The 17,977-nt window shown below is 39.0% G+C and carries 20 protein-coding genes; 13 read left to right on the top strand and 7 right to left on the bottom strand.

All coding sequences use genetic code 11. The annotated features are described in order from the left end of the window. The first annotated feature begins 78 nt into the window (after window positions 1-78). Window positions 79-381 carry a hypothetical protein gene (locus FTT92_RS05100; protein ID WP_078194432.1) on the top strand — a complete coding sequence of 101 codons (303 nt, stop codon included), beginning with the start codon at window positions 79-81 and terminating at the stop codon, window positions 379-381. Window positions 382-544: 163 nt separating this feature from the next. On the opposite strand, the gene FTT92_RS05095 is transcribed toward FTT92_RS05100, so the two are convergent. Together FTT92_RS05095 and FTT92_RS05090 are read right to left on the bottom strand one after the other, a co-directional pair. Then, window positions 545-844: an AzlD family protein gene (locus FTT92_RS05095; protein WP_180171586.1), complete on the bottom strand. Its 300-nt coding sequence runs from the start codon at window positions 842-844 to the stop codon at window positions 545-547. Beyond that, window positions 841-1,587 (bottom strand): AzlC family ABC transporter permease, encoded by a 747-nt coding sequence (locus FTT92_RS05090; RefSeq protein WP_180171585.1) that lies wholly within the window; start codon window positions 1,585-1,587, stop codon window positions 841-843. Before FTT92_RS05090 ends, FTT92_RS05095 begins: the two co-directional genes overlap by 4 nt. 142 nt (window positions 1,588-1,729) lie before the next feature. Between FTT92_RS05090 and FTT92_RS05085 the strand changes: the two genes are divergently transcribed. The 6 genes from FTT92_RS05085 (at window position 1,730) to FTT92_RS05060 (ending at window position 7,721) form a co-directional block, all read left to right on the top strand. Next, window positions 1,730-2,185, top strand: coding sequence for an Lrp/AsnC family transcriptional regulator (locus FTT92_RS05085; RefSeq protein ID WP_078194390.1), 456 nt, complete (start codon window positions 1,730-1,732; stop codon window positions 2,183-2,185). A gap of 321 nt (window positions 2,186-2,506) precedes the next feature. After that, window positions 2,507-3,673, top strand: coding sequence for an ATP phosphoribosyltransferase regulatory subunit (locus FTT92_RS05080; RefSeq protein ID WP_078194388.1), 1,167 nt, complete (start codon window positions 2,507-2,509; stop codon window positions 3,671-3,673). Between the two features lie 66 nt (window positions 3,674-3,739). After that, on the top strand, window positions 3,740-5,059 hold the full coding sequence (locus FTT92_RS05075; protein ID WP_078189071.1) for an adenylosuccinate synthase: 1,320 nt from the start codon (window positions 3,740-3,742) through the stop codon (window positions 5,057-5,059). A gap of 561 nt (window positions 5,060-5,620) precedes the next feature. After that, on the top strand, window positions 5,621-6,424 hold the full coding sequence (locus tag FTT92_RS05070) for a M48 family metallopeptidase (protein WP_180171584.1): 804 nt from the start codon (window positions 5,621-5,623) through the stop codon (window positions 6,422-6,424). A 97-nt stretch (window positions 6,425-6,521) separates the two neighbouring features. Then, complete coding sequence (locus tag FTT92_RS05065; RefSeq protein ID WP_078194385.1) at window positions 6,522-6,830, top strand: hypothetical protein; 309 nt, start codon at window positions 6,522-6,524, stop codon at window positions 6,828-6,830. Window positions 6,831-6,941: 111 nt separating this feature from the next. After that, entirely contained in the window at window positions 6,942-7,721 is a 780-nt protein-coding gene (locus FTT92_RS05060; protein ID WP_078194384.1) for a M48 family metallopeptidase, read from the top strand. 57 nt (window positions 7,722-7,778) lie between these two features. On the opposite strand, the gene FTT92_RS05055 is transcribed toward FTT92_RS05060, so the two are convergent. The 4 genes from FTT92_RS05055 to FTT92_RS05040 all read right to left on the bottom strand — a co-directional run bounded on the left by FTT92_RS05055 (window position 7,779) and on the right by FTT92_RS05040 (window position 12,237). Continuing rightward, window positions 7,779-8,762 carry a hypothetical protein gene (locus tag FTT92_RS05055; protein WP_180088512.1) on the bottom strand — a complete coding sequence of 328 codons (984 nt, stop codon included), beginning with the start codon at window positions 8,760-8,762 and terminating at the stop codon, window positions 7,779-7,781. 137 nt (window positions 8,763-8,899) lie between these two features. Then, on the bottom strand, window positions 8,900-9,382 hold the full coding sequence (locus tag FTT92_RS05050) for a peptidylprolyl isomerase (RefSeq protein WP_078194383.1): 483 nt from the start codon (window positions 9,380-9,382) through the stop codon (window positions 8,900-8,902). Window positions 9,383-9,518: 136 nt separating this feature from the next. Next, window positions 9,519-10,820 carry an NAD(P)/FAD-dependent oxidoreductase gene (locus tag FTT92_RS05045; RefSeq protein WP_180171583.1) on the bottom strand — a complete coding sequence of 434 codons (1,302 nt, stop codon included), beginning with the start codon at window positions 10,818-10,820 and terminating at the stop codon, window positions 9,519-9,521. 103 nt (window positions 10,821-10,923) lie between these two features. Beyond that, window positions 10,924-12,237, bottom strand: coding sequence for a D-alanyl-D-alanine carboxypeptidase PBP6B (locus tag FTT92_RS05040; protein WP_180171582.1), 1,314 nt, complete (start codon window positions 12,235-12,237; stop codon window positions 10,924-10,926). A 180-nt stretch (window positions 12,238-12,417) separates the two neighbouring features. Here FTT92_RS05040 and FTT92_RS05035 point away from each other — a divergent pair, with 180 nt between their 5' ends. The 4 genes from FTT92_RS05035 (at window position 12,418) to FTT92_RS05020 (ending at window position 15,051) form a co-directional block, all read left to right on the top strand. Then, a complete protein-coding gene (locus tag FTT92_RS05035) occupies window positions 12,418-14,121 on the top strand; it encodes a M61 family metallopeptidase (protein ID WP_180171581.1) in 1,704 nt (567 codons plus the stop codon). Between the two features lie 61 nt (window positions 14,122-14,182). After that, window positions 14,183-14,425, top strand: coding sequence for a hypothetical protein (locus FTT92_RS05030; protein ID WP_180171580.1), 243 nt, complete (start codon window positions 14,183-14,185; stop codon window positions 14,423-14,425). Then, window positions 14,426-14,716: a hypothetical protein gene (locus tag FTT92_RS05025; RefSeq protein WP_180171579.1), complete on the top strand. Its 291-nt coding sequence runs from the start codon at window positions 14,426-14,428 to the stop codon at window positions 14,714-14,716. It begins immediately after the preceding gene. A 143-nt stretch (window positions 14,717-14,859) separates the two neighbouring features. Then, window positions 14,860-15,051: a hypothetical protein gene (locus FTT92_RS05020; protein ID WP_180171578.1), complete on the top strand. Its 192-nt coding sequence runs from the start codon at window positions 14,860-14,862 to the stop codon at window positions 15,049-15,051. A gap of 32 nt (window positions 15,052-15,083) precedes the next feature. Here the strand turns inward: FTT92_RS05020 and FTT92_RS05015 are convergent, their stop codons facing one another. Beyond that, entirely contained in the window at window positions 15,084-15,872 is a 789-nt protein-coding gene (locus FTT92_RS05015; protein ID WP_180171577.1) for an rRNA large subunit pseudouridine synthase E, read from the bottom strand. Between the two features lie 189 nt (window positions 15,873-16,061). On the opposite strand from FTT92_RS05015, the gene icd reads away from it, so the two are divergent. Both icd and FTT92_RS05005 read left to right on the top strand, forming a co-directional pair. Beyond that, the gene (gene icd / locus FTT92_RS05010; RefSeq protein WP_180171576.1) at window positions 16,062-17,315 is read left to right on the top strand and encodes an NADP-dependent isocitrate dehydrogenase; all 1,254 of its coding nucleotides are present in this window, start codon (window positions 16,062-16,064) and stop codon (window positions 17,313-17,315) included. 405 nt (window positions 17,316-17,720) lie between these two features. Further along, complete coding sequence (locus tag FTT92_RS05005) at window positions 17,721-17,867, top strand: hypothetical protein (RefSeq protein ID WP_180171575.1); 147 nt, start codon at window positions 17,721-17,723, stop codon at window positions 17,865-17,867. Window positions 17,868-17,977: the final 110 nt, after the last annotated feature.

Genomic DNA, 17,977 nt, shown 5'->3' with positions numbered 1-17,977 from the left:
TAAAAAATATTCAAGCACAGCCGATTTATTGTTTAAGATGAAAGTCAAAGAAATATATAAAGAGTATTGAGCATGATGTTGATGTTACTTTGGGGATTTATTTTATTATTGGCGCTGGCGGTTATATTTTTAATTTGGCTACAGTTTAATCGTGACGTATCGCAATCTACCGCGCATGAAACCTTGCCACTTGAAGAAAAAGTGGTGCATTTAGAAGCCAACCTGAAAAAGACCTTGGAAATTATGCAAGATCTTGCAAAGAAAATGCATATCCAGCAAGAAGTATTAGATCAAACCACTCACAAATTACAGCAAGTTGAATTGCAAAATGCAGAGTTGGTGAACCTTTTGGCAAAAGTGATCAAGACAGACCAAAGCTAATCAAAAAAATACAAAAGACTGCCCACACCTCGATATCTGCATGAAGCATGTGATCTCAAGGTATGGGTATTTTTTATCCAATAAGATGATTCCTAATATTCATCATCATTGGGTTTAAATCGTAGTTCTTTCGTTATTCAAAACATGATCGCGTATTACTTAGTTAAATCAAAATTTGTCTTAATACTGCTGCTGAAAGCATGCTAATCACAACGGTAGGCAATAACGAAAAACGTGATGCTGCAAATAGGGTAATGGCTATCGCAATCAGATCGGCAGGATTATATTTGACAAAATAGGGCGCAATCACTGATATCAACACACAGCCGGGGACAACTTCCATAATTTGACGTTGTTTGTTGGTGAGGCTACGGTTTTTCAGTAACATATAACCCAAGATGCGGGTCAGGTAAGTGGTTAAGGCTATAAATAGAATCGCGATCAGGGTGCTAGTCTGGATCATGCATCATCTCCAATTAGGAAAAATGCAGAAGCAATGCCAGTAACTGCGCCAATCGGAACATACCAGCCCGCAGGGAGATACAAGTAAGCCAAAGATGCGGCAATCAAACTGACCAGCCATGGACGCGCCGCTTTAAAGCCTTTCCACATGCCACGCAGTAAAACAAGAAATACAGCAGGGAAGGCCATATCAAAACCAAGTCGACTAATATCGCCAAGTATCGGCCCGATCATTGCCCCTAGCGTGGTAAAGCCAACCCACATCAAATATAGAGCACAGCATAAGCCTGCATAGAACATCAAACTAAAGGCGCGCTGAATTCCCAAAACATTAGATTTTTTTTGCGCATCAGCCAAACCCACAGCCCAACTTTCATCGCACATAAAAAATAAAGCGGTATAAACCTTACGATTCGGTAGATGTTGTAAATACGGGACAAGGCTCGCCCCCATTAATAGGTGCCGACTATTCACTAAAAACGTAATAAACATCAGCATGAGAATATTAGGGGGATTGGTCCAAACTTCCAAAATGGCAAATTCAGAACCACCTGCAAAGTTAAGGCCAGTCAAAAGCGGAACTTCTAAACTAGAAAAGCCTTTATGTGTTGCCTGAGCACCCAAAACTAATGCAAAAGGAATAATGCCCAGCAGCATTGGAATAGATGTTTTTAGACCTCGTTTAAACTCAATAGAATGCTGTGAGTGGGTGTGATTGAGTGTACTTTGTCTAAACATCAACATGACGTTTTCCATGAAGCGAGATCGAAAGCAATATTTTATGGATATCTGAGCAGCATTTGGCAGCTATTTTATGGAAGATTGCTTTTGTTGTGCAATAAAATTGCTAAAATAAAGATTATTGTGAAATTTAGTGCCTTTATTGATGGATCAGATAGATAAACGCATTTTGCAAGCATTACAGCAAAATGGAAAACTACAAAATAATGAATTGGCCCAACTAGTTGGTTTATCACCTTCGCCGTGTTTGAGACGGGTTAGGCAACTAGAAGATGAAGGCTATATTGAGAAATATGTGGCTTTACTGAATCAGTCAAAATTGAATTTAAGTTTAACGGTATTTGCGCGGATTTGGCTAAAAGGTCAAGATGCAAAAACCGTGAATGATTTTGTCGCAGCGATTCAAACGATGCCTGAGGTGGTTGAATGTCAACTCATGGCAGGGGATTGTGACTTTTTCTTACGTATCGTCGTGGCAGATTTAGAAGCCTATCGAAAGTTTCAGATTCATCATTTAACGCAGATCGCCAGTGTGCAAAATGTAAAAACAGAGATACCGTTACAGGCCGTTAAACAAACTACAGCGCTTCCATTGGATTGATGTTCGTGTCTTAAATTAAGTTATTGAGCCTGATCATATTTATAACTTTGTTTAAAACTTCATCTATAGAAAGTAGGATGCTTATTATTTTTTATCAAATGGTTAAAAAAATAACGTTTACAGGATTTTAAAATCTAAGCATAAACATGGATTTAGTTGTAAAAATTAAAGCTATTTATGAAGTAATGAATGCTGAAGCATCTTTTATGAAAAAGTCGTGTGCAAGCGTAAAACTATCGTGCTAAACTAGGAGAAATCGGGTGTGCTCCCGATTTTTTTATGCGGATTTGTTCCGCGCTGACAAGAATTTAGGTTTACAACATGCCCATTTCAGAGACATGGTTATTACCTGATGGTGTAGCTGATGTACTGCCAGAACAGGCGCAAGTGATTGAATCTTTGCGTCGTGAAGCATTAGATTTCCTCGCATCTCGAGGTTATCAGTTGGTGTACACGCCATTCATTGAATACATCGAATCTCTATCTTCTCTTTCAGAATCGAATCAAGATTTAGACTTAGCCACTTTTAAAGTGATCGATCAACTTTCAGGTCGTTTGCTTGGTGTGCGTGCCGATATGACACCACAAGTGGCTCGTATTGATGCGCATGTACATCCTGTCGAAGGTGTAGCTCGTTATTGCTACGCTGGTACAGTACTACATACTAAGCCACAGGGTTTTAATACCACACGTGCACCTTTACAGTTAGGTGCAGAATTATTTGGTTCAGACAGCATTGATGCTGACGTTGAATTGATTGATGTCATGATCAACTTGCTTGCTAAAGCAGGTCATGCAGATGGTATCCATCTTGATTTAGGGCATGTCGGTTTATTCCGCAGCATGGTGAAACAAGCTGGCTTGAGCAAAGCGGTTGAACGTCAGTTATCTGACTTGTATCAACGTAAAGCTTTACCTGAACTTGCTGAATTCACACAAAGCATTCCAAATGGTGCTGACTTCTATACATTAGGTCGTTTTGCAAGTGATTTAGATGCGTTACAAGCAAATTTAAGTGCTGAAGTTTTAAATAACGAAGCATTTAAACTTGCATTTGATGCAGTGAAATCGACACAAGCCGCAATTCAGGTGCGTTGGCCAGAACTACATATTGGTATCGATGTGGTTGAACTTCGTTCATATCACTATCACACTGGTTTAATGTATGCCGTATATGCGCCAAACCGCGCTGCGCCATTGGCTCAAGGCGGTCGCTATGATGGTATTGGTGAACACTTCGGTCGCGCGCGTCCAGCGACAGGTTTCTCTTGTGACTTATATGCATTAACTGCAGGTCAAGTTCAGAAAAGCCAAGTTTTGGTTGCACCAAAAGGCATCGAAGCAGATTTATTAAAGGCAATTGAGGCAGCACGTACCGAAGGATTCAGTGTTGTTCAATTGTTAGGTAATGATGATTTAAGCTCAGCACCGTATGCAACGCACCAGTTGGTGAATGCAAATGGCGAGTGGACAATCAAACAAATTTAATCGCGAATGTGCCTGCGGGCACACACGTTTTTTCCAATTTTAACAGCATGATGCAATGAGGCTATTATGGGCAAGAATGTTGTGGTACTTGGTACCCAATGGGGCGACGAAGGTAAAGGTAAGATCGTCGACCTGCTCACAGATCAAGCGGCTGCGGTAGTTCGCTATCAAGGTGGACACAACGCAGGTCATACACTTGTGGTTGGTGGTAAGAAAACTGTTTTACACCTCATTCCATCTGGTATTTTACGTGACAACGTATTGTGCTTAATTGGTAATGGTGTTGTTTTATCACCTGAAGCTTTAATCCACGAAATGGAAGTTTTAGAAAAAGAAGGCGTGCCTGTACGTGAACGTCTACGTATTTCTCCAAACTGTCCGTTGATCCTTCCACACCATATCGCCCTTGACCAAGCACGTGAGAAAAAACGTGGCAATGCGAAAATTGGTACAACAGGTCGTGGTATCGGTCCTGCATACGAAGACAAAGTGGCTCGTCGTGCAATCCGTGTTGCTGACTTGGTTCGTGGTGGTGCTCATCTTAAAGCTCAACTAGAAGAGCTTCTTGAATACCATAACTTCCAATTGACTCAATTCTTCGGTGTTGAAGCAGTTAAAGTTGAAGATGTAATCGCTCTATGTGACGAATGGCGTAAAGTCATCGAACCTATGGTGATGGACGTTACTGGTGAACTTCATGCTTACCGTAAAGCAGGTAAGAAAATCATGTTTGAAGGCGCGCAAGGTTCACTTCTTGACGTTGATCACGGTACATACCCGTATGTTACTTCTTCAAACACAACTGCTGGTGGCGTAAGCTCTGGTTCAGGTCTTGGTCCATTGCACCTTGACTATGTATTGGGTATTACTAAAGCGTACACAACTCGTGTAGGTGCTGGTCCGTTCCCAACTGAACTTGTTTATGATGCTGCTAACGACGTTGGTGATGCAATCGGTAAACACTTGGGTACTGTCGGTTCTGAGTTTGGTGCGTCTACTGGCCGTCAACGTCGTTGTGGTTGGTTCGATGCTGAAATTCTACGTCGCTCAGTAGAAGTAAACTCACTTTCTGGTATTTGCTTAACTAAACTAGACGTTCTAGATGGTTTAGAAGAAGTGAAAATCTGTGTAGGTTACGAAGCAGCTGATTCTGGTTGTGTAGGTTCTTCTGATGCGCTTGCATTTGAAACTTTAAAACCAATCTATGAAACTATGCCAGGTTGGTCTGAGTCTACTTTCGGTGCGAAATCACTAGATCAATTGCCACAAAATGCAATTAACTACGTGAAACGTTTAGAGCAATTGATTGAATGTCCAATCGACATCATTTCAACTGGTCCAGACCGTGATGAAACAATCGTATTACGTCATCCATTCGACGCATAATGTGCTGTTGAATTAAGATGTCAAATGCCTCGCGAAAGCGGGGCTTTTTTTATATAGCGAAGAACATAACTTCAAAAAACGGCATGTATTATAAACTGATAGTACTCAGTAACATCCGAAGTGCCATTTGATTCAAATAAAAGAATGATACGCGATAATTCATCCGCAAGTGTTTGAGACAGGACTACTTTTAATTAAAAATGTTTTTGCAATACTGTAAATATTTTGACACTAGTGAACGAGTTTTGTCGGTGAGGTGCATTGCACCGCAAGATGGTTTACTTGCGAAGCACGCTTCTCATTTTGCCTAATGAGAAACATTGTTTCATGTGTGTACCTCCAGCCGAAGGCTAATCCCTTTATTTAAACCCTAGATGTAAGACTCCGTCGAATATGCTTAAAAGTATTAAAAAAATGTGAAAGTATTTTTATGGGCGTAACATCAGTTATTAAATTTAAATCATGGAAAAATAAAGATTTTGAAAAATTAAGCATAAAAATATTGAGTCAGTCAATTTTTTGTATATATTTGACACTCTTTATAAATAACTAGAGATCATGATGAATTATAAAAAAACTTTGGCATACTTTGCCGTAGCAGCTTCTTTATCAGGTTGTACCACGATTGCTGATCTTGCAGGTGCTGATTCTGCATCTTTGAACTTACAGGCAACACAGTCTTATAACGCAATGTTAAAAGATGCACAAACCAAACAAGTGCTCGATACCAAATCTGCGACTTATCAAAAAGTAAACCGTGTTTTCTGGAAAATGAAACCATTTGCAGATCAGATGAATCAAACGGGTCAGGCTTTTGATTGGAAAGTTGCCGTGATCAAGTCTAAAGAAATCAATGCCTATGTTGCACCCGGCGGGAAAGTTGTTTTCTATACAGGAATCGTCGAAACACTCAAACTGACGGATGATGAAGTCGCAGCAATCATGGGTCACGAAATGGTTCATGCTTTAGAAGAACATGCAAAAAATAAAATTGGCGCTTCAGCACTGACCAATCTTGCAGTGAGTATAGGTTCACAATACGTAGGTAATGCAGCAGGTGGCTATGGTGCAACCTTGCTTGATTTGGGTAGTCAGTTCGGTGTGGGCTTACCGTATTCACGTAATTTGGAAAGCCGCGCGGATAAAGGTGGCCTAGTTATGATGGCAAAAGCTGGATATAACCCAGAAGCGGCGATCTCGTTGTGGAAAAAAATGAATGCGAATGACAACCGTGGCAATGATGCACTGAGCAAATTTATGTCTACACACCCAAGTAACAATGATCGTATTGCTGCTATGCAAAAAATGATGCCAGAAGCGCAGCAATATTATAAAAATGCGACACCTTCGAGTGTACGTCGTTAATATCTGCGGTTTTCAAGACTAAAGTTGCATTTTAGTACGCTATACACTTTGTGGTGACTTGCTAAAATGCAATTTGAATTAGGAAGAGAAGTGCAGGATGCAAAAGAATATTTCGACCACCATTTTTTATTCTTTATTATTTGCGATGGGGGGAGCACCCACTATTGCCATGATGATCATTCGTGCCCAAACTCAAGATCCACAATTAATTTATCAAGCCCTGATTGGGTTGTCGGTGATTATTGCCTGTATTCTTGTACCTATAGTTTTGATACAAAATGCTGTCCTATTTTTTAAGCGAAAAAATGTGCAGTTAGAAGAAAAAATCAAGCCATTAATGCATGTTTATTTAGGCTTGAATGTGGTTTGTTTAATCTATTGGTTGGTTCTTCAATTTTCAGCTTAAAAAATTACATAAATACTATTATAAGTCGCTATAACTTCGTTTTAAGCTCCAAACCATAAGAATATAATATCCATAAATTCACTTATATTTTAATGGTCTGGAGTATCCTTAATGAAAAAAATAATTCTAACAAGCCTGTGTATGGCCGGTGTAATGACGATTTCGGGCTGTGCGACAGTGGCAGATATGGCAGGAGCGGATACTGCTACATTGAACGCGCAAGCAACACAAAGTTATAACAAAATGGTGACAGATGCGCGTTCTAAAAATCAGCTCGATACCTCTTCGAGTACATATAAGCGCATTAATACTGTATTCCAAAAACTACGTCCTTATGCAGACCAAATGAACCAAACGGGTCAAGCGTTCCAATGGCAATTGGCGGTCATGAAATCTGATCAAGTCAATGCCTTTGTCGCTCCAGGCGGTAAAGTTGTATTTTATACAGGTATCGTCAATAAACTAAATTTAACTGATGCAGAAATTGCAGCGGTTATGGGACATGAAATGGTCCATGCTCTTGAAGAACATGCAAAAAGTAAATTGGGTGCTCAAGCTTTAACGGATCTTGCGCTGAATATTGGTTTAAGTGCCGCAGGCAATAATGTCGGTCAATTGGGCACTGCTGCTGCGCAGTTAGGTAGTCAAATCGGTATAGGGTTACCGTATTCACGTTCTCTAGAAAGCCGTGCTGACCAAGGTGGTTTAATGTTAATGGCACGTGCAGGTTATAACCCACAAGCGGCGATTACACTTTGGGAAAAAATGAACAAGCTTGAAGGTGCGGGAGGTTCATCATTCCTGTCTACGCATCCATCAAACTCACAACGTATTGAAGCGATGCGTAAAAATCTACCTGCAGCGCAGCAGATTTATAACCAACGTCGTTAATTCATAAGAATTAATTATCCGTTTTAAAAAAGCAGGCCGTGGCCTGCTTTTTTTCTATCACGAACAAAAATCATTGATAGATTTTGATGATATTTCATTTAGAGATTTAATTTCATTATCTTTTTTATCAAATTCTTTAAGGTTGTTTTGATAAGTTTTAAAGATTGTACAATTCCATTGCTTTAGCTTTTGATCCGATTCTTTCCATTGATAAGGGTTCCATTTTTTTTCGTTACTTATTTTAATGGATGAATTTTCTAGGTCGGTTAAAAAATGTTTTGCAAATTTAGTTCCATACCAAACATTATCTTTAAATACCAGTGAACCATCAATATAAGTTCTCTTTAGAAGCTCATCGGGGACTAAGAATGCATCTTTTTGTTGTTTGAAAAACAAACGCCGCCACATGTGATTATAGTTTTTATTAAAGAATTGCTCATTAACTTGTAATGCATTTTGGGGTAATGCACGTAATTGAGTTGTTTGCGGTGTAATATCACGTCTAAGTGCACGTTCAGCCCAATTAGCCATACTTTCCAAGTACCATGCGTTTTTAAATTGTGCATAGCTATATTGGTATAAATGAAATAATTCGTGAGTGATCGTAGTCCAATAATTTCCAGGAAAGTCTTTTAATTGATTTGAAATAGAAATGCTGATAAAGCAAAGATTATTTTTAAGATTCGTGGCACTTGGCGCTCGAGATGAGTTTTCATAGGCGAGCCCATTTCCTTTTAGTTCGTGTACATATATGGCAATAGCCTTTACATTCTTATATCTTGGGCTTTTTAGAGGATGTCTAAATCCTGCTAGTTTAAAGATATCTCTTGATGCGACTGCTTGGATGGCAATATCTTCGATATAGTCAGGAATTGCATTATTGTTTGTATCGTTAAGATTTTGGATGCGGTCTCTACTTTTCTGTTTATCTGAATAAAAAATATAGAATTCATCTTTTTGATAGACGCGATTGAGTTGCTTTGCGCTTTTTAATTCGAAACTGCGACAAGTATCGCTAGATCCGTATGCTGGAAAAGACATATTTATGAGACATAGACTTAATAGAAGGGTATGAGTTTTCATTCTTATTCAATAAATTATTTGCTTTACATGAAATATAGCAAATAAAAAAAGGCAAAGTAAAAACTTTGCCTTCTTGCACTAGAGATTGGAAGATCTTAGTGGTGGTGACCGCCTGCACCGTGTACGTGACCGTGTTCAAGTTCTTCAGCAGAAGCCTCACGGATTTCAACGATTTCAACTTCGAAGGTTAAATCTTGACCAGCAAGTGGAAAGTTCGCATCAACAACAACGTTGTCGCCTTCAACAGCTTTAACTGTCACGATTTGAACGCCGTCATCAGTTTGAGCTTGGAATTGCATACCTGGTTGGATGTTGTCCACGCCTTGGAACATTTGAGCAGGAACTTCTTGAACGAGATCAGGATTGTATTCGCCATAACCTTCAGCAGCAGGTACAGTTACAGTGAATTTTTCACCAACTGTTTTGCCTAAAAGAGCTTTTTCAAGACCTGGAATGATGTTACCAGCGCCGTGCAAATATGCTAGTGGCTCACCTTGAGATTGGTCGAGAGTTTCACCCTCTGCATTAGTCAATGTGTAGTGGAAAGAAACCACAGAGTTATTTGCAATAGCAGTCATGTTATTGATCCATTCAATTTTTTAAAGGTTACATCATAAAGTGAAATTGCACTTTTGTAGACTAAATTTATCAAAAAAATGCAATTTTTAAATGTTTATGATGCTTTTTTCATTAATCGGGGCAAATCTGTAAATTTCAATGCAATTTAATTTTAGGCGCAATTTTTCGTGTAACAAAATCTTTAGCCGTTAATAGTCCTGCATGTGCATAGCCGTAAATTGTGGCTTGATGCATTCGATAAAGTGAAACGTACATTGATTTGGCAACAAAGCCTTGAACATTGACCTGACCTAAAAGTTCACCAACCGCTTTATGCTTGCTTAATGAGACTAGGGAGCCTTTGTCTGAAAATACGAACATTGGGAGTTGCTGACCACGGATACGCGCCTTTAAACAATCCACGAGAAATGACGCTTGTTGGCTAGCAACTTGAGCGCGTGGGCCGAGGACAGGCTCATCTGCACGCGGTTGGCAATGTGCACAATCACCAAACGCGAAAATATCTGGGTGTGCCTTAGTTTGTAGTGTTGCATATACACTCAAACGCCCCATACGGTCTTTTTCAAAGCCTTCAAGCTTCGAAATTACTTCTGGTGTTTTAATGCCTGCTGCCCAAACTTTTAGTTCGGCTTTAATTTTGCTTCCATCATTAAAATAAACATGTTCAGCATCGACTTTTTCCACACGTTTAGAGGTTAAGACCTCAATTTTCATGCGTTGTAATTGCTGCTGTGCGTGCTCGGCCATTTTTTCAGGGAGTGCAGGCAGAATCCGATCAGCACCTTCAATTAAATTGATCTGTACGCTTTGCGGATGAATTTTATTTAAACCATATTTATAAAAATTATTTTTGGCTTCAACCAATTCTGCTGAAAGTTCAACCCCCGTTGCACCTGCACCAATAATGGCAATTTTCAACTCACGTGCTGTATTACTATTTTGTGCATCCAAATACAACTGTAAGAGATCTTGTTGGAAGATTTCAGCTTGTTGCAGACTGTCCAAATAGTGGCAATGTTCATACACGCCCGGTGTATTGAAATCGTTGGAAACTGAGCCTAAAGCAAGAACAAGGGTGTCATAACTCAGTTGCAGTTGTTCTTGAGTGGATTCATATTTACCTTGTTGGACTTTGCTGAGCTGAATGGTTTTTTCAGTAGGATGAACATTCTCAAATTTAGCCAAGACAAACTCATAATGATGCTTCGCAGCATGTGCATAGTAGTTAATTTCTTCTTCACTAACCGACATCGTCCCTGCGGCAATTTCATGTAAAAGGGGTTTCCAGACATGCGTGAGTTTCATATCTACAAGGGTAATGCGCGCTTTCTTTTTTTTACCGAGTAAATCACCGAGTTGGGTGACCAGTTCTAAACCACCGGCACCACCACCGACAATGACAATATGGTGTAACTTGGAGTCATCAGCGTTATTCATTGAATTACCTATTTTATTATTGTTGAAAAAAAGAAGATGGCACGAGTATGCCATCTTCTTTTTTGCACGAATAACGAATTGTCTTACAGGTTACATAATCACATCATTGACCTAGAGGGTAGGTTTTAACTTCTGCTGAATCGGTATTAAAGATGCTAAAAAGACCTTTAATCCACATCATGAAACGCTCAAAAATATTGGCTTCTTCAATTTGCACGTCATCTTCAATATCAAAGGTATTGATCAGCTGATTATTTTGATAAACCGTAACGGTGGCTAATTTCATCACTTCAGCCAAAGGCGCAGTGAGTTCTTTTTCATTCACTTCAACACTCAGTTTGGTCTGTGTTTCATGAAGTGGTTCAATGGCTTGAATTTGACCATTGCCAGTATTTAAAAGAATACGTTGCTGTGTAGGATCAAACGCTTTTAAATCGATGGCATAAGCTTGATCATAAAGTGAAGTTGTAATCAGTTTAGGTTGTTGAGTTTCTACCTTAAACATTTTCAAGGTTGATTTAACCACAGGTAATTCTGCAATTAATTGCTTATCTTTGATTGCAACTTCATTACGTGTATAGGTATAAGCCAAGTTCATGAGGTTGTGTGCTACTTCTGCACGTTTTAATCCACTTTTTGCCCCTAATACCACAACAATCAAACGACGTTCTGGCGCGTCAGGATTCGCGATCAAACGGTTGGCTGTTAAAGCTAAATTATAACCTGCAGCTTTAGTAAAACCTGTTTTTAAGCCATCAACGGTAGGATCTTGTTTGAGTAAAATATTAGTTGCACGGTGGAAGCGTTGGTTATAACTAAAACTTTGTTGTTTAGAATAATACAAATAGTCAGGTGTTTCAGTCACCAGTGCTTGCCCTAAACGTGCAAGGTCAGCCGCCGATGAATAATGTTCTGGCATGGTAATACCGGCTGGATTTTGAAAATTGGTATCATTCATGCCCAAAGCTTTAGCTTCTTTGTTCATGCGTTCAATAAATTTTGGAATATCACCAGAAATGCGTTCAGCTAAAGTCACAGCGGCATCATTGGCAGACATGACCACAAGACCTGCCAAAAGCTGATCAACTGAAATTTGTTCGCCTGCTTTGAGATACATTTGTGATTCATCCCATTGAACCACTTGTACAACTGGGGTTGCGGTTAGGATTTCATTTTTCTTTAAATGACCTGCTTTAATTTCCTTTAAAGCAATATAAGCCACCATCATTTTGGTAAGTGAAGCAGGAGCACGCTGAACATGGCTATTATGTTCTGCAATCACCTGACCCGACTGAGGGTCTAAAATGGTCCAAGCTTCAGCTTCCACGGTTTCAGGGACAATATTTAAAAGGGCAGCATTTGCTATCGTGGAGCATAGAAAACTAAGCAGCGCGATGAGGTAGATCACGTGTTTCAATGAGGTTCCTTAACCAACCATTCCGTTGGTGGTAAAACGAAAAAAATTTTAGGCATGCTATGCCTTTTTTTTTCTGCTGACTAGTCATAATTGTAGACAATTGCGACAGTTCCGCATTCAGTTGTAAAAAATGTTAATCTAATTGATAAGTTATCTTTTACTAATTTTATATCGCCCATTATGTTGCATTATCAAATCGAATTTGACGATTATCGTCAGCATCTAGTCCATGTCACTGCACGTTTCTTGGCAAATCCAACACAGGTGCTTTCTTTGCCAACTTGGATTCCCGGAAGTTACTTAATCCGAGAATTTTCGAAGCATATCGAAGCTGTTCGAGCTTATGATGAAGATGGGCGTTTGTTACAAATTGAGAAATTTGAAAAAAATAAATGGCGCTTATTCAATACAGATCATGAGTTGATCACGGTTGAATATGATGTATATGCCTTCGATTTGTCGGTTCGTGGTGCTTATGTTGATCAAAGCCGTTTATACGTCAATCCAGCTTGCGCATGTTTAGGTTTAGTTGACCAAGAACATACAGCCATTGAGGTTGAAGTTTTCTTGCCACCCGAGTTAAAGCATTTCCAACTTGCGACTGGATTAAAGTCAAAAAGTTTAGTGAAAGGTCGTTATACCTTATATGCAGATAACTATGCTCAGTTAATTGATGCACCGTTTGAACTGGCGGAACAAACCCGTTTTAGTTTTGAAGCCAACGGCATTCCACACGAATTTGTGGTGTCGGGCAAACATGCTATGAACGCGCAGCGTATGCAGCAAGACATCGAAAAAATTTGTTCGACAGAAATTTCCATGTTTGGTTCAGCACCATTTAAAGACTATACCTTTATGACCATGGCAACGGCCAATAGCTATGGTGGTTTAGAGCATCCAAATAGTACAAGTTTAATTAGCCCGCGTGATGATTTGCCAAAAGCCAATGAACCTGTAGAGCCATCGGCAGATTATCAACGTTTCTTAGGGTTATGCAGCCATGAATATTTCCACTCATGGTTGGTAAAATTTATCCGTCCAGAAAACTTTGTGAATTATGATTTGAACAAAGAAGGCTACACTTCTTTGCTTTGGATATTTGAAGGTTTTACATCGTATTATGATGATTTGATTTTACTGCGTAGCGGTGTGATTAATCAGGATTCATATATCAAGCTATTGAAAGCACAAATTGATCGCTATTTACAAAATCCAGGTCGTGAAATTCAAACTGTTGCTGAGTCAAGCTTTGATGCGTGGGTGAAATTCTACCGTCAGGATGAAAACTCAAATAATGCAGGTACCAGTTACTATAATAAAGGCTGCCTCGTGGCGCTGTGTTTAGACCTTGGCTTACGCCTACGTGGTTCAAGTCTTGATGCCTTAATGCGTAAGCTATATGAAAACGCACAAAACGGCATTCAAGTGAATGAATGGACTATTTTCAATTTATGCAATGAATTGACGGGTGATGATTGGTTAGAACAAATCAATCATTTGATTAATACTACGGATGAATTGCCGTTAGACCAATTATTCCCTGAGTTTGGCCTAAGCTACACGCTTAAAAATGACAAATCATTGCCATTTGGTTTAAAGCTGGTCGATAAGCCTGAAGGTGTGTTGGTTCATTCTGCTCGTCGTGATGGTGCAGCGGCAAAAGCTGGCTTGTCTGCAAATGATGTGATTATTGCAATTGATGGTTTAAAAGCGACGGTTAAATTGGCAGAAAAATATGCCAAGCAAGACGGTACTTATACCGTACTAGCATTTCGCCGCGATGAACTGATGAGCTTTGAAGTGAAAGCGGCAGGTTCAGAATTAACTGAAGTTGAACTTAAAGTGGAAGATCAGGCTAAAGCGGAGAAGTGGTTAAAAGCTTAATTTGATAAGTATTTAATTTTCATGTAAAACCCATACTTAGGTATGGGTTTTTTATTAGAAAATGAATAGTAAAAATTTAATAATTGGAAATTCGATAACTGTAGTTTGGTTCTTAGTTATAGGACTGTTTTGCGTTCAAAACAATTTTGTATTTACCAATAGAGAGCTGAATTCACTAGGGGATTTCCTTGCAGGTATATTTGCTCCAGTTGCTTTTCTTTGGTTAATACTCGGGTATCTCCAGCAAGGTAAACAATTAGATCAAAATACCAAAGCTTTGGAACAGCAAGAAAAAGCATTGTAGTTGCAAATTGATGAGATGAAAAAAAATGTTGAGCAACAAAAAGAATTAGTGACTATTCAGAAAAATCAATTTGCTGAGCAGCAGAAGCTATTCGAGCCTCTATTTTTTATTTCTAATACAGAAGTTTTTAATGTATTAGGTCAAGGTGTTGATAGGAATTCAGCGAATAGTCATCTATTAACTTCAAAACAAAATGTATTTGTCAAAGTTGTTTTTAAATTGATTAATTTTGGAGAAGAAATCTTTGATCTTAGAATGGCTTTGTTGCACAAAGATTTCATAACTATATGATTTTAAAGGTTTTGATTATTTTTTGATCCAAAATTAAATTTATTTAAATCAGATGCTTACATATTTATGCAACAAAGCCTCTTAGAATTAAAGAAAGTGGCAAGCAATTATTAGCAGTAAAAATTGACCGTGTAGAAAAAGGAGTGATTCAAGAAATAAATTTAGAATTAACGGATTTTCAAATAGATTTATTAAATCGTGAAAAAGAATTATTGGTTGAATTTAATATAAATTTTACTTGTAAAAATGGAAAAAATTTAAGTAAGAAACTTAGATTGTTTGTTTATAAATGTAATGAATTAAAATTTGGTGCAGAATTTTTCCTAGAGAAATAAAGCCCACTTTCGTGAGCTTTAATTCTTAAATCTTAACGTCCGTTACGACCGCGGCCACGAGGGGCTTTAGTATTCGGACGAGTTGTGCCATTGGTACGGCGTCTTGGTTTTTCGCTCTCATCCATTTGCCAAATACGTTTTGTACCTGACTTTTTCACTGAGCCATCTTTATTCTTACGAACCATTGGCTTACCACCTGTACCGCCTGGTTTTTTCACATAAGAGCGCGAACGGTAAGGTTCTTCTGCAGGTACATTTTGAAAGTCAGGGTACAGTAAAGGCTCAATTTCTTTGGTTTCACCTGGTTCTAAACCCAATTGAACTAAATCGATTGCACCAATACGTGTACGAATTAAACGTAAAGTCGGGAAACCCACTGCTGAAGTCATACGACGAACTTGACGGTTACGGCCTTCGCAAATTTGGATTTCAACCCAAGAGGTTGGAATGTTTGCACGGAAACGTACAGGAGGATCACGATCCCATAACCATTCTGGCTGTTGCACTTTAATGGCTTTGGCTGGCAAAGTCATACCATCTTTCAGCTCAACGCCTTTACGTAATTGCTCAAGTGCTTCTTCTGTGATGTCACCATCGACTTGCACTAAGTAGGTTTTGAACTTTTTATTTTCAGGGTTGGTAATGTACTGATTTAAACCACCATGATCAGTTAAAAATACCAAACCTTCAGAGTCCATATCTAAACGACCTGCAATACGTAGACTAGGATCGTCCACGAAGTCAGATATGGTCATATGCGCTTCGTCTTTACGGAATTGGGAGAGCACGTCATATGGCTTGTTTAAGATGACGATTTTCATAGGAAATAACTTCTATTAAATACAATAATTCAAATTGGTTAAGATTTATTCAACAGGGAAATGCAGCTATTTCCCATCTAAATCTCAAAAAAGGTAGATTTGCTTTAGAGTATTATGCGTGAAGCGCAATTAAAAGTCTTATCAAACAGCAATTATTTTTTCACTCGCTTCTCAGGGAGGATCATAAAAATGGGTTATCAGAAGATCGTCGTTCCAGTGGATGGGACAAAAATTACAGTAAATTCAGACTTATCATTCAATGTTCCCAATAATCCAATTATTCCGTTTATTGAAGGCGATGGTATAGGTGTTGATATCACGCCAGTGATGAAAACCGTAGTGAATGCTGCAGTACAAAAAGCTTATGGTGGAAAACGTGCCATAGAATGGATGGAAGTTTATTGTGGTGAAAAAGCCAATAAAATTTATGGCACCTATATGCCCGAAGAAACCTTTGAGGCTTTACGCGAATTTGTGGTTTCAATTAAAGGGCCGTTAACGACGCCTGTCGGTGGTGGCATTCGTTCGCTAAATGTTGCACTACGTCAAGAATTAGATCTCTACGTCTGTGTGCGTCCTGTTCGTTGGTTTAAGGGAGTTCCTTCACCTGTTCAGCATCCTGAGCGTACAGACATGGTGATCTTCCGAGAGAACTCAGAAGATATTTATGCAGGGATCGAATGGAAAGCAGATTCGCCTGAAGCCAAGAAAATGATCAAATTTCTCAAAGAGGAAATGGGCGTCACTAAGATTCGCTTTGAAGAAAATTGTGGTATCGGTATTAAGCCTGTATCTAAAGAAGGTTCTCAGCGTTTGGTACGTAAAGCTATTAAATTCGCCATTGATAATGATAAGCCGAATGTCACTTTGGTGCACAAAGGTAATATCATGAAATATACCGAAGGGGCGTTTAAAGAGTGGGGTTATGAAGTCGCACTTGAGCGCTTTGGTGGTGAATTGCTAGATGGTGGTCCTTGGGTCAAAATAAAAAATCCAAAAACGGGCAAAGAAATCGTGATTAAAGATGCGATCGCGGACGCTTTTTTACAGCAGATTCTCATGCGTCCGACCGATTATTCAGTCATTGCTACCCTAAATTTAAACGGTGACTATATTTCAGATGCTTTGGCGGCTGAAGTTGGCGGTATTGGTATTGCACCGGGTGCCAATATTGGTGGCGCGGTACAAGTTTATGAAGCGACACATGGCACTGCACCTAAATATGCGGGTCAAGACAAAGTAAACCCTGGGTCTATTATTCTGTCTGCAGAAATGATGCTGCGAAATATGGGCTGGACTGAAGCGGCAGATCTAATTATTAAAGGGATCGCAGGTGCCATTGAAGCCAAAACGGTGACCTATGATTTTGAACGACTCATGCAAGGTGCAAAACTATTACGTTGTTCGGAGTTTGGACAAGCCATCATTGAGCATATGGACTGAGTTTATTTGCCAATCTAAGTGTAAAAAATGATAGGTGAAAAAAGGACTGAATGATTTAGTCCTTTTTTAGGACTAAACATTAAAAACACAGAATCATAGCTTCTCAATACAATTCAAAATACAGCAATCAAAAGGTGACTTCACGCAATCAATCAGATGGTCTGGCATGCTTGTCATGTTACTAAAAGTTTAAAACCACACTATTCGAGTGAACTTAGGTAATGCAGAAAATAGAGGGAGATTGATTTCAAAATAATTATTCGCCTGAGATATTACAATGACGTAATTCGAAACATTTATCGGGTTGGATCCTTAAAAATTAGCGGTACATTGGTTGTTGTCCTTTAGTAGAAGTACACCTAGCAGCAGTACATTGCGATATTTGTGATGAAAAGGAGAAATGAAATGTCTCGTAAACAGCATCAACAAAACCAACAATCTGATCACCAACAGCAGCAAAATGATCAGCAACAGCAACAGCAACAGCAACAAGACCAAAAGAAACAGAAACAACAGCCGCATCAACGAAATCAGCGTCAACAACATCGTTAATAGGGGAATACTTTGTGAATCAAAGTTCATTTGGCCGAATGGTTGTTAATTGATCGAAATTTAAGTTTTATACGTAGACGAGAAGGAGATGAATTTGTCTAAGAAAACCA

Source organism: Acinetobacter sp. YH12023 (genome assembly GCF_013420135.1).
GTDB classification, from domain to species: domain Bacteria; phylum Pseudomonadota; class Gammaproteobacteria; order Pseudomonadales; family Moraxellaceae; genus Acinetobacter; species Acinetobacter amyesii.
The sequence above is the reverse complement of the archived record's forward strand: the minus strand, read 5'-3'. Positions and strand labels throughout refer to the sequence as shown.